Origin of the sequence: Streptosporangium sp. NPDC000239 (assembly GCF_040300765.1) — a bacterium.
GTDB lineage: Bacteria > Actinomycetota > Actinomycetes > Streptosporangiales > Streptosporangiaceae > Streptosporangium.
Window position 1 is genome coordinate 116,706 of the sequence record NZ_JBEPEI010000023.1, and the last position, 11,993, is coordinate 128,698.

Here is an 11,993-nt window from a genome sequence, read left to right on the forward strand (position 1 = left end):
TTGGCTGCTCCTACCGCTTCTTCCGCTTGGTCCGACGACGGATGATCAGCCGGTCGCTGGCCTTGTTCGCCGCACGGGTACGACCCTCGGGCTTGCCCTTCGGGTTCACGGGGTGACGACCACCAGAGGTCTTACCCTCACCACCACCGTGCGGGTGGTCGACCGGGTTCATCGCGACACCGCGGACGGTGGGGCGCTTGCCCTTCCACCGCATGCGGCCGGCCTTACCCCAGTTGATGTTCGCCTGCTCGGCGTTGCCGACCTGGCCGATGGAGGCCCGGCAGCGGACGTCGACCTGGCGCATTTCGCCGGAGGGCATACGCAGCGTGGCGTACTGCCCCTCCTTGGCGAGGAGCTGGATCTGCGCGCCGGCGGACCGGCCCAGCTTGGCGCCGCCGCCCGGACGGAGCTCCACCGCGTGGATGAAGGTACCGGTCGGGATGTTGCGCAGCGGCAGGCAGTTGCCGGGCTTGATGTCGGCCGTGGGGCCGTTCTCGATCTTGTCGCCCTGCTTCAGACCGGTCGGGCAGAGGATGTAGCGCTTCTCCCCGTCGGCGTAGTGCAGCAGCGCGATCCGGGAGGTGCGGTTGGGGTCGTACTCGATGTGAGCGACCTTGGCCGGGATCCCGTCCTTGTCATGGCGCCGGAAGTCGATGATCCGGTAGGCGCGCTTGTGGCCACCACCCTGGTGACGAGCGGTCACCCGGCCGTGGACGTTGCGCCCTCCCTTGCTGTGCAAGGGGGCAAGCAGCGACTTCTCGGGCGTGCTGCGCGTGATCTCGGCGAAGTCCGAGACACTGGCGCCGCGGCGACCCGGGGTCGTCGGCTTGAGTTTACGGATGCCCATCTTTTTCGTTCATCCTTCGTCGGTTAATCCGGTCGAATGCCCCCCGCTGTAGACGGGGGGCATTCTCCCTGTTCCTTACTTCAGCGAGCGGGTCAGCCGACCTGGCCGAAGATGTCGATACGGTCACCCTCGACCAGGCTCACGATCGCGCGCTTGGTGCTGGGGCGCTGGCCGTAACCGAACTTGGTCCGCTTGCGCTTGCCCTGGCGGTTGATGGTGTTCACACTGACCACCTTGACGCCGAAGATCTGCTCAATGGCGATCTTCACCTGCGTCTTGTTGGCGGTCTTCCGCACCAGGAACGTGTACTTGTTGTTCTCGTCGATCAGGCCGTAGCTCTTCTCGGAGACGATCGGCTTGATGATGATGTCACGCGGGTCGGCGATCTTCTCCATCAGGCGTCTTCCTTCCCGCTCTGGCTCAGGCGCGCGACGACCTGGTCGTACGCCTCCTGAGTGAAGACGACGTCGTCGTAGCAGAGCACGTCGTAGGTGTTCAGCTGCCCGGCGTCCAGCAGGTGGACCTCCGGAGCGTTGCGCAGGCTCAGCCAGGTGAGCTCGTCGCCCTCGTCGACGACGACCAGGACGCTGCGGGCCTGCGTGACCTTGCGCAGCGCCTCAAGCGCCACCTTGGTCTTGGGGGTCTCCCCGGTGACCAGCGAGCTGACCACGTGGACACGACCGCCGGTGGCCCGGTCGGACAGGGCGCCACGCAGGGCGGCGGCCTTCATCTTCTTGGGCGTCCGCTGGCTGTAGTCCCTCGGGACCGGACCGTGGACGGTGCCACCGCCGGTGAACTGCGGAGCGCGGGTCGAACCCTGACGGGCGCGGCCGGTGCCCTTCTGGCGGTACGGCTTCTTGCCGCCACCGCTGACCTCACCACGGGTCTTGGCCTTGTGCGTGCCCTGCCGGCGAGCGGCGAGCTGGGCCACGACGACCTGGTGGATCAGCGGAACGTTGACCTTGGCGCCGAAGACGTCGCCGGGGAGGTCGACCGTACCGGACTTCGCGCCGCTCGCGTCGAGGACGTCAATGGTGCTCACTTGGCAGCCCCCTTCTTGGCAGCGGTGCGGAGGAGAACCAGGCTGCCGTTGGCGCCGGGGATCGCACCCTTGATCAGGATGAGGCCCTTCTCGGCGTCCACGGCGTGAACCTTGAGGCTCTGGATGGTGGTGCGGACGTTACCCATCCGACCGGCCATGCGCAGGCCCTTGAAAACGCGGCCCGGGGTGGCGCAGCCGCCGATGGAACCCGGCGAACGGTGCTTGCGCTGGGTACCGTGCGAGGCGCCCAGACCCTTGAAGCCGTGACGCTTCATGACACCGGCGTAGCCCTTACCCTTGCTCTTGCCCGTCACGTCGACGAACTGGCCCGCCTCGAAGGTGTCGGCCAGAACCTCCTGGCCCAGGGTGTAGTCACTCGCGTCGTCGGTACGGATCTCCGTGAAGTAACGACGCGGGGTGATGTCGTGCTTGCGCAGGTAGTCGCCGAGCGGCTTGTTGACCTTCCGCGGGTCGACCTGCCCGAAACCGAGCTGTACGGCGGAGTAGCCGTCCTTCTCGGGCGTGCGGACACGGGTCACGACGCACGGACCGGCCTCAACGACGGTCACCGGGACCATCCGGTTGTCCGCGTCGAAGACCTGGGTCATGCCGAGCTTCTTGCCCAGGACGCCCTTGATCTGCTTAGCCATGTCAGTGCGTTCCCTCAGAGCTTGATCGAGATGTCAACGCCGGCGGGGAGGTCGAGTCGCATGAGCGAGTCGACCGTCTTCGGCGTCGGGTCGATGATGTCAATCAGCCGCTTGTGCGTACGCATCTCAAAGTGCTCGCGGCTGTCCTTGTACTTGTGCGGCGAGCGGATGACGCAGTACACGTTCTTCTCGGTCGGCAGCGGCACCGGGCCCGCGACCTTAGCGCCAGTCCGCGTGACCGTCTCGACGATCTTCTTGGCCGAGCTGTCGATGACCTCGTGGTCATAGGCCTTGAGCCGAATGCGGATCTTCTGTCCCGCCATAATGGCCTCGGTGTCCTTCGCTGTCGTCTGAAAAAGTTGCGTGCGGCCTGTTGCCGCTAAATGTGTCCCACGGAGCAGACGCAGATGATCTGCGCTTTCTTCCGTGATCTGGCGGTTAGTTCGGTCACGGTGCGGCCGAACCAACTGCGAGATCACGGTTCTCGTGGGGCGTGAGACGCGGGCCGTACGGCACGAGCCTCCTCGTGGCGCGGCGGCCGACCCTGGGATGAGGGCCGACCGCCACTCCGCGATCGAACTACTTGATGATCTTGGTAACGCGACCCGCACCGACGGTGCGGCCACCCTCGCGGATGGCGAACTTGAGACCGTCCTCCATGGCGATGGGCTGGATGAGCTGGACGCTCATCTCAGTGTTGTCGCCAGGCATGACCATCTCGGTGCCCTCGGGCAGGTTGACAACACCGGTCACGTCAGTCGTACGGAAGTAGAACTGCGGACGGTAGTTGTTGAAGAACGGCGTGTGGCGGCCGCCCTCGTCCTTGCTCAGGATGTAGACCTGGGCCTCGAACTCGGTGTGCGGGGTCGTGGTGCCCGGCTTGATGATGCACTGGCCGCGCTCAACGTCCTCGCGCTTGATGCCACGCAGGAGCAGACCGACGTTGTCACCGGCCTGGCCCTCGTCGAGGAGCTTGCGGAACATCTCGACACCGGTGACCGTGGTGGTGGTCTTGGTGTCCTTGATGCCGATGATGTCAACGGTCTCGTTGACCTTGATGATGCCGCGCTCGATACGGCCGGTGACGACGGTGCCGCGACCGGTGATCGAGAAGACGTCCTCGATCGGCATGAGGAACGGCTTGTCGGTCTCACGCTGCGGCTGCGGGACGTTCTCGTCCACCGCGGTCATGAGCTCGATGATGCTGTCGCCCCACTTCTCGTCGCCCTCCAGCGCCTTGAGCGCGGAGACGCGAACGACCGGCAGGTCGTCGCCGGGGAACTCCTGGGCCGAGAGAAGCTCACGGACCTCGAGCTCGACGAGCTCCAGGATCTCCTCGTCGTCCACCATGTCGGCCTTGTTCAGGGCGACAACGATGTAGGGAACGCCGACCTGGCGGGCCAGGAGGACGTGCTCCTTCGTCTGCGGCATCGGACCGTCGGTGGCGGCGACCACGAGGATCGCGCCGTCCATCTGAGCCGCACCGGTGATCATGTTCTTCACGTAGTCGGCGTGACCGGGGCAGTCCACGTGGGCGTAGTGACGCTGCTCGGTCTGGTACTCGACGTGCGCGATGGAGATCGTGATACCACGAGCCTTCTCCTCCGGCGCCTTGTCGATCTTGTCGAACGGGGTCGCCTCGTTGAGGTTCGGGTAACGCTCGTGGAGCACCTTGGTGATCGCCGCGGTCAGAGTGGTCTTGCCGTGGTCGATGTGCCCAATGGTGCCGATGTTTACGTGCGGCTTGGTCCGCTCGAACTTGGCCTTGGCCACTGCTCTGTCTCCTTAGAGATTCTGACTTGACTTGCGTCTTTTCACTCGGGTTCGGGTGGCGCGTCCCCGAGAGGACCCGCCGATGAGAACCTCGCCCGTACGCCCCGGTGGCGGTTGGCGATCCTCTCGCCGTCCGTCACCAAGGCGGATACCGGGCTTACTCGCCCCGTACCTTCGCGACGATCTCCTTGGCGATGTGCGCAGGCACTTCCGCATAGGAGTCGAACTGCATGCTGTAGCTCGCGCGTCCCTGCGTCTTGCTACGGAGGTCACCCACGTAGCCGAACATCTCAGAGAGCGGCACGAGCGCGCTGACGACACGGTTGCCACCGCGCTCGTCCATCGCCTGGATCTGCCCGCGGCGACCGTTGAGGTCACCGATGACGTCACCCATGTAGTCCTCGGGCGTGGTGACCTCAACGGCCATCATCGGCTCCAGGATTACGGCGTCCGCCTTGCGCGCGGCCTCCTTGAAGGCCATCGAGCCGGCGATCTTGAAGGCCATTTCGGACGAGTCAACCTCGTGGTAGGCACCGTCCTGCAGGGTGACCTTGACCCCGACCATGGGGTAGCCGGCGAGAACACCGAACTCGGCGGCCTCCTGGGCGCCCGCGTCGACCGAGGGGATGTACTCCCTCGGGATACGGCCACCGGAGACCTTGTTCTCGAACTCGTAGCCGTCGTTGCCCTCGCCCAGCGGCTCGATGTCGATGATGACCTTCGCGAACTGACCCGATCCACCGGTCTGCTTCTTGTGGACGTAGTCGACCTTCTCCACCTTGCGGCGGATGGTCTCGCGGTAGGCCACCTGCGGGCGACCGACGTTGGCCTCGACCTTGAACTCACGGCGCATCCGGTCGACGAGGATCTCCAGGTGGAGCTCGCCCATACCCCAGATGACCGTCTGGCCGGTCTCCTCGTCACGACGGACCTGGAAGGACGGGTCCTCCTCGGCCAGACGCTGGATCGCGGTGCCCAGCTTCTCCTGGTCGCCCTTGGTCTTGGGCTCGATCGCGACGTTGATGACCGGAGCCGGGAAGTTCATCGACTCCAGGACGACCGGCTTGGCCGGGTCGGCCAGGGTGTCACCGGTGGTGGTGTCCTTCAGACCCATGACGGCGACGATCTGACCGGCGTGCGCCGACGAGCGCTCCTCGCGCTTGTTGGCGTGCATCTGGTAGATCTTGCCGATCCGCTCCTTGCGGCCCTTCACCGAGTTGACCACCGCGGTGCCGGTCTCGAGCGTGCCCGAGTAGATGCGGATGTAGGTGAGACGGCCCAGGTGCTGGTCGCTCATGATCTTGAAGGCCAGCGCGGCGAACGGCTCGTTCACATCCGCGTGGCGCTCGACGACCTCTTCCTCGTTGCCGACCGCGTGGCCCTTGAAGGCCGGGATGTCGGTCGGGGCGGGGAGGTAGGCGACGATCGCGTCGAGGAGGGGCTGAACGCCCTTGTTCTTGAACGCGGTGCCGGTCAGGACCGGGTTGATGGCGCTGGCCAGCGTCGCGCGGCGGATGGCCGCGACCAGCTGCTCCTCGGTGGGCTCGACGCCCTCAAGGAAGAGCTCCATCAGCTCGTCGTCGTTCTCGGCGACGGTCTCGACGAGCTTGTCACGCCACTCGCGGGCCGCCTCGGCGTGCTCGGCCGGGATGTCCACGGTCTCGTACATCTCGCCCTTGGCCGCCTCGGCGCTCCAGAGCAGGCCCTTCATCTTCACCAGGTCGATGACGCCCTTGAAGTCGGCCTCGACGCCCCAGGGAAGCTGGACGACCGCGGGGGTCGCGTGCAGACGGCTGACCATCATGTCGACGCAGCGGTGGAACTCCGCGCCGACACGGTCCATCTTGTTGACGAAGCAGATGCGGGGCACGCCGTAACGGTCGGCCTGACGCCAGACCGTCTCGGACTGGGGCTCCACACCGGCGACGCCGTCGAACACGGCGACGGCACCGTCGAGGACGCGGAGCGAGCGCTCCACCTCGATCGTGAAGTCCACGTGACCCGGGGTGTCGATGATGTTGATCGTGTGGCCGAGCCACTCGCAGGTCGTAGCAGCGGAGGTGATGGTGATACCACGCTCCTGCTCCTGCTCCATCCAGTCCATCGTGGCTGCGCCCTCGTGGACCTCACCGAGCTTGTAGTTGATGCCGGTGTAGAACAGGATGCGCTCGGTCGTCGTGGTCTTGCCCGCGTCGATGTGGGCCATGATGCCGATGTTTCGGACCTTGGCCAGGTCAAGAGCGGTCGTGGTGGCCACTTCTCTCGCGTCCTCGTCGTCTCGTCGAACCCGCTGTTACCAGCGGTAGTGGGCGAAGGCCTTGTTGGACTCGGCCATCTTGTGGGTGTCCTCGCGCTTCTTGACGCTGGCGCCGAGGCCGTTGCTGGCGTCGAGCAGCTCGTTCATGAGGCGCTCGGTCATGGTCTTCTCGCGGCGGGCGCGGGAGTACTGCACCAGCCAGCGCAGGGCCAGGGTGGTGCTGCGCGCGGCGCGCACCTCGACCGGAACCTGGTAGGTCGCGCCACCGACACGGCGGCTGCGGACCTCAAGGGTCGGCTTGACGTTGTCCAGAGCCCGCTTCAGGGTGACGACCGGGTCGTTGCCCGTCTTCTCCCTGGCACCCTCAAGGGCGCCGTACACGATGGACTGAGCGATGGAGCGCTTGCCGTCCAGGAGCACCTTGTTGATGAGGGCGGTGACCAGGGGCGAGTTGTGGACCGGGTCAGCCATGAGCTGACGACGGCCAGGAGAACCCTTGCGAGGCATTCTTACTTCTCCTTCTTCGCGCCGTAACGGCTACGGGCCTGCTTACGGTTACGAACACCCTGGGTGTCCAGCGAACCACGGATGATCTTGTAGCGAACACCCGGCAGGTCCTTCACACGACCGCCACGCACGAGCACGATGGAGTGCTCCTGAAGGTTGTGTCCCACACCGGGGATGTAGGCCGTGACCTCGATGCCGTTGGTGAGCCGGACACGCGCGACCTTACGGAGCGCCGAGTTCGGCTTCTTGGGGGTCGTGGTGTAAACGCGCATGCAGGTGCCGCGTCGCTGAGGGCTGGCCTTGAGCGCCGGGGTCTTGGTCTTGGTGACCTTGTCCTGGCGGCCCTTGCGGACCAGCTGCTGAATCGTAGGCACCGCGTCTCCGTTCGTGCTTGCCGGTGATTCGAATGTCGTTGCTTTTGCAGGCACTGCCGGTGTCATGACCTGCGGTTTTTCCATCCACTCCGACCCACGCGCTCGGGCGTGTCGCGCACTTGTCGCGCCACTTCCCGAGGAGGGCCGCTCCGGTGGAGGAAGCCATACGGCGCCTCTGTCAACTCCCAGACGGGAGACCTATCGACGCGCACGCATGAGAGCCCATGAAGCCACGGGCACGAACGGAAAGACTACCTAGTCCAACGCAACACGTCAAAACGGTTGCGCCCTCCGGTCGCCGTTGCGAGCGCCCGTGTTCGTGTCGCGACTCCGCAGCCGATTTCCAGCCGGCCGCTGTCGGGTCCAGGCCACAGTTTACCCACCTTCAAGGACTCCTCCGGCCGTTCCGGTTACGAGCTCGTGGCTTTCCGGGCAACGTTCCGGTCAAAAAGCATCCGGACGCGACGGCGCCCGGTCCCCCTTTCGGAGAACCGGGCGCCGTCGTCGATCCGTTGCCTACCGGCTAGCGGTTGTACTGACCGAAGTCGTACTCCTCCAGCGGTACGGCCTCACCCGAGCCGGAGCCGAAGGTGTAGTCGGCTGCGGAGCCGTCGTAACCGCCGACGGTGTACATCGCGGCCTTGGCCTCCTCGGTCGGCTCGACCCGGATGTTGCGGTACTGCGGCATGCCGGTACCGGCCGGGATGAGCTTTCCGATGATGACGTTCTCCTTGAGGCCGAGCAGCGAGTCCGACTTGGCGTGGATCGCCGCGTCGGTGAGCACTCGCGTCGTCTCCTGGAAGGACGCCGCCGACAGCCAGGACTCGGTGGCCAGCGACGCCTTGGTGATACCCATCAGCACCGGACGGCCGGAGGCCGGGGTGCCGCCCTCGGCGACGCACTCGCGGTTGACCCGCTCGAAGCGCGGCCGCTCGACGAGCTCGCCGGGCAGCATGTCGGAGTCACCCGACTCAAGCACGTTCACGCGCTTGAGCATCTGCCTGACGATGATCTCGATGTGCTTGTCGTGGATCGACACACCCTGCGAGCGGTACACCTGCTGGACCTCGGCCACCAGGTGCAGCTGCACGGCCCGGGGGCCGAGGATGCGCAGCACCTCGTTGGGGTTGACGGCACCGGCGATCAGCTGCTGGCCGACCTTGACGTGCTGTCCCTCGGAGACCAGCATGCGCGAGCGCATCGACACCGGGTAGGCGATCTCGTCCGAACCGTCGTCCGGGACGATCACGATCTTCCGGGTCTTGTCGGTCTCGTCGATGCGGACCCGACCCTCGGCCTCGCTGATCGGGGCGACGCCCTTGGGGACGCGCGCCTCGAAGAGCTCCTGGACACGGGGCAGACCGTGGGTGATGTCCGCACCGGCCACACCACCGGTGTGGAAGGTACGCATCGTCAGCTGGGTGCCGGGCTCACCGATCGACTGGGCGGCGATGATGCCGACCGCCTCGCCGACGTCCACGAGCTTGCCGGTGGCCAGCGAACGGCCGTAGCAGGTGGCGCAGACACCGATCTTGGCCTCGCAGACGAGAGCGCTGCGGGTCCTGACGGTCTCGATACCGGCCTCGACCAGCGCGCTGACCTGGGCGTCGCCGATGTCGACGCCGGCGTTCGCGATGATCTTGCCGTCCACCTCGACGTCCTCGGCCAGGATGCGGCCGTGCACGTTGCTCTCGGCGTTCTCAGCCTTGACCAGGTTGCCCTGGGCGTCGCGCTCGCCGACGTTCAGCGGGACCGCGCGGTCGGTGCCGCAGTCGATCTCGCGAACGATGACGTCCTGTGCGACGTCCACCAGACGACGGGTCAGGTAACCCGAGTCGGCGGTCCGCAGCGCGGTGTCGGCCAGACCCTTTCGCTGTCCGTGGGTGGAGATGAAGTACTCCAGCACCGACAGGCCCTCGCGGAAGGAGGCCTTGATCGGACGCGGGATCGTCTCACCCTTGGTGTTGGACACCAGACCACGGATGCCGGAGATCTGACGGACCTGCATCAGGTTTCCTCGGGCGCCCGACTGGACCATCATCCAGACCGGGTTGGTCTTCGGGAACGCCTTCTGCATGTCGTCGGTCACGTCACTGGTCGCGTGCGTCCAGATCTCGATGAGCTCCTGACGGCGCTCCTCGTCGGTGATGAGACCGCGCTCGTACTCACGCTGGACCTTGTCGGCCCTGCGCTCGTACGTCTCCATGATCGTGGACTTGTTCGGCGGCGCGATGACGTCCTCGATGGAGATCGTCACACCGGCCCTGGTCGCCCAGTAGAAGCCCGCGTCCTTGAGCGCGTCGAGCGCCGCGGCGACCTCGACCTTCGGGTACTTCTCCGCCAGCTCGTTGACGATCGCGGACAGCTGCTTCTTGCCGACCTGCGAGTTGACGTAGGGGTAGTTCGCGGGCAGCGTCTGGTTGAACAGGCAGCGGCCCAGCGTGGTCTCCAGCCGGTACGGCTCGTTCGGCTCCCAGCCCTCGGGGGCGGCCCAACCGCGAGGCGGCGGGACGTCACCCTTCATCCGGATCTGGATCTTGGCCTGGATGTCCAGCTCGCGCCGGTCGAAGGCCATGAGCGCCTCGGAGACCGAACCGAAGACCCGGCCGTGTCCCGGAGCGTCCTCGTCGTCGTCCTTGATGGTGGTCAGGGAGTACAGACCGATGATCATGTCCTGGGTGGGCATGGTCACCGGCTTGCCGTCGGCCGGCTTCAGGATGTTGTTGGTGGACAGCATCAGGATGCGGGCCTCGGCCTGCGCCTCCGCGGACAGCGGCAGGTGCACGGCCATCTGGTCACCGTCGAAGTCCGCGTTGAACGCGGTGCAGACGAGCGGGTGGATCTGGATGGCCTTGCCCTCGACCAGCTGCGGCTCGAAGGCCTGGATGCCCAGGCGGTGCAGCGTCGGCGCGCGGTTGAGCAGCACGGGGTGCTCGGTGATGACCTCTTCGAGGACGTCCCACACGACCGGGCGCGCACGCTCGACCATCCGCTTGGCCGACTTGATGTTCTGCGCGTGGTTCAGGTCGACCAGACGCTTCATCACGAACGGCTTGAACAGCTCCAGCGCCATCTGCTTGGGCAGACCGCACTGGTGCAGCTTCAGCTGCGGGCCGACGACGATGACCGAACGGCCGGAGTAGTCGACACGCTTGCCCAGCAGGTTCTGACGGAAACGACCCTGCTTGCCCTTCAGCATGTCACTGAGGGACTTCAGCGGGCGGTTGCCGGGACCGGTGACCGGACGGCCGCGACGGCCGTTGTCGAACAGCGCGTCGACGGCCTCCTGGAGCATCCGCTTCTCGTTGTTCACGATGATCTCGGGGGCGCCGAGGTCGAGAAGACGCTTGAGGCGGTTGTTCCGGTTGATCACACGGCGGTACAGGTCGTTCAGGTCCGAGGTCGCGAACCGGCCACCGTCGAGCTGCACCATGGGGCGCAGGTCCGGCGGGATGACCGGGATGCAGTCCAGCACCATGCCGTTGGGCGAGTTGCGGGTGTTCAGGAACGCGGAGACGACCTTGAGACGCTTGAGCGCGCGGGCCTTCTTCTGGCCCTTGCCGCTGCGGATCGTCTCGCGGAGGTTCTCGGCCTCAAGTTCGAGGTCGAAGTTGGTCAGGCGCTCCTGGATGGCCTGGGCGCCCATGCCACCGCGGAAGTAGCGGCCGAAACGGTCGCGCATCTCGCGGTAGAGCAGCTCGTCGCCCTCAAGGTCCTGGACCTTGAGGTTCTTGAAGCGGCTCCAGACCTCGTCGAGACGGTCCAGCTCACGCTGGGCCCGGTCGCGAAGCTGACGCATCTCGCGCTCGGCGCCCTCACGGACCTTGCGGCGCTGGTCGCCCTTGGCGCCCGCGGCCTCAAGCTCGGTCAGGTCGCCTTCGAGCTTCTTCTGCCTGGCCTCGACGTCGGCGTCACGACGCTGCTCGACGTGCTGGCGCTCGACCGAGATCTTCGCCTCCAGCGACGGCAGGTCGCGGTCGCGCATCTCCTTGTCGACATGCGTGATCATGTAGGCCGCGAAGTAGATGACCTTCTCCAGGTCCTTCGGGGCCAGGTCGAGCAGGTATCCCAGACGGGACGGGACGCCCTTGAAGTACCAGATGTGCGTGACGGGCGCGGCCAGCTCGATGTGGCCCATCCGCTCACGACGCACCTTGGCACGGGTGACCTCGACGCCACACCGCTCACAGATGATGCCCTTGAAGCGCACGCGCTTGTACTTGCCGCAGTAGCACTCCCAGTCCCGGGTCGGACCGAAGATCTTCTCGCAGAAGAGTCCGTCCTTCTCGGGCTTGAGGGTCCGGTAGTTGATGGTCTCGGGCTTCTTGACCTCACCGTGCGACCACTGGCGGATGTCGTCAGCCGTCGCGAGGCCGATCCGAAGCTCGTCGAAGAAGTTGACGTCCAGCATGTGTTGTTCCCCTCCTCAGCTTCTAGATCAGACCTCTTCGACGCTGCTCGGCTCGCGCCGGGACAGGTCGATGCCGAGCTCTTCGGCGGCGCGGAAGACGTCCTCGTCGGTGTCGCGCATCTCGATGGACAT

General features: G+C 65.8%; 10 protein-coding genes. All 10 read right to left on the reverse strand.

All coding sequences use genetic code 11. The annotated features are described in order from the left end of the window. Nucleotides 1-10: 10 nt before the first annotated feature. On the reverse strand, nt 11-847 hold the full coding sequence (gene rplB, locus ABT340_RS37215) for a 50S ribosomal protein L2 (protein WP_352015607.1): 837 nt from the start codon (nt 845-847) through the stop codon (nt 11-13). Between the two features lie 92 nt (nt 848-939). Continuing rightward, on the reverse strand, nt 940-1,242 hold the full coding sequence (rplW, locus tag ABT340_RS37220; protein WP_352015608.1) for a 50S ribosomal protein L23: 303 nt from the start codon (nt 1,240-1,242) through the stop codon (nt 940-942). Then, nucleotides 1,242-1,889, reverse strand: a complete 648-nt coding sequence (gene rplD, locus ABT340_RS37225; protein ID WP_352015609.1) for a 50S ribosomal protein L4 — start codon at nt 1,887-1,889, stop codon at nt 1,242-1,244. Before rplD ends, rplW begins: the two co-directional genes overlap by 1 nt. Beyond that, nucleotides 1,886-2,539: a 50S ribosomal protein L3 gene (gene rplC / locus ABT340_RS37230; RefSeq protein ID WP_352015610.1), complete on the reverse strand. Its 654-nt coding sequence runs from the start codon at nt 2,537-2,539 to the stop codon at nt 1,886-1,888. Before rplC ends, rplD begins: the two co-directional genes overlap by 4 nt. Nucleotides 2,540-2,553: 14 nt before the next feature. After that, on the reverse strand, nt 2,554-2,862 hold the full coding sequence (gene rpsJ, locus ABT340_RS37235) for a 30S ribosomal protein S10 (RefSeq protein ID WP_012887830.1): 309 nt from the start codon (nt 2,860-2,862) through the stop codon (nt 2,554-2,556). A gap of 256 nt (nt 2,863-3,118) precedes the next feature. Continuing rightward, the gene (tuf, locus tag ABT340_RS37240) at nt 3,119-4,312 is read right to left on the reverse strand and encodes an elongation factor Tu (protein ID WP_352015611.1); all 1,194 of its coding nucleotides are present in this window, start codon (nt 4,310-4,312) and stop codon (nt 3,119-3,121) included. Nucleotides 4,313-4,469: 157 nt separating this feature from the next. Continuing rightward, on the reverse strand, nt 4,470-6,518 hold the full coding sequence (gene fusA, locus ABT340_RS37245; RefSeq protein WP_502992585.1) for an elongation factor G: 2,049 nt from the start codon (nt 6,516-6,518) through the stop codon (nt 4,470-4,472). A gap of 87 nt (nt 6,519-6,605) precedes the next feature. Beyond that, the gene (gene rpsG, locus ABT340_RS37250) at nt 6,606-7,076 is read right to left on the reverse strand and encodes a 30S ribosomal protein S7 (protein ID WP_179819699.1); all 471 of its coding nucleotides are present in this window, start codon (nt 7,074-7,076) and stop codon (nt 6,606-6,608) included. Nucleotides 7,077-7,078: 2 nt separating this feature from the next. Continuing rightward, nucleotides 7,079-7,450, reverse strand: coding sequence for a 30S ribosomal protein S12 (gene rpsL, locus ABT340_RS37255; RefSeq protein ID WP_012887826.1), 372 nt, complete (start codon nt 7,448-7,450; stop codon nt 7,079-7,081). Between the two features lie 523 nt (nt 7,451-7,973). Further along, the gene (locus ABT340_RS37260) at nt 7,974-11,861 is read right to left on the reverse strand and encodes a DNA-directed RNA polymerase subunit beta' (protein WP_352015613.1); all 3,888 of its coding nucleotides are present in this window, start codon (nt 11,859-11,861) and stop codon (nt 7,974-7,976) included. Between the last annotated feature and the right edge of the window lie 132 nt (nt 11,862-11,993).

Coding starts and splice junctions, on each gene's coding strand:
- rplB (WP_352015607.1), bottom strand. CDS start 847: ATGGGCATCCGTAAACTCAAGCCGACGACCCCGGGTCGCCGCGGCGCC.
- rplW (WP_352015608.1), bottom strand. CDS start 1,242: ATGGAGAAGATCGCCGACCCGCGTGACATCATCATCAAGCCGATCGTC.
- fusA (WP_502992585.1), bottom strand. CDS start 6,518: ATGGCCCACATCGACGCGGGCAAGACCACGACGACCGAGCGCATCCTG.
- ABT340_RS37260 (WP_352015613.1), bottom strand. CDS start 11,861: ATGCTGGACGTCAACTTCTTCGACGAGCTTCGGATCGGCCTCGCGACG.
- rpsJ (WP_012887830.1), bottom strand. CDS start 2,862: ATGGCGGGACAGAAGATCCGCATTCGGCTCAAGGCCTATGACCACGAG.
- rplC (WP_352015610.1), bottom strand. CDS start 2,539: ATGGCTAAGCAGATCAAGGGCGTCCTGGGCAAGAAGCTCGGCATGACC.
- rpsG (WP_179819699.1), bottom strand. CDS start 7,076: ATGCCTCGCAAGGGTTCTCCTGGCCGTCGTCAGCTCATGGCTGACCCG.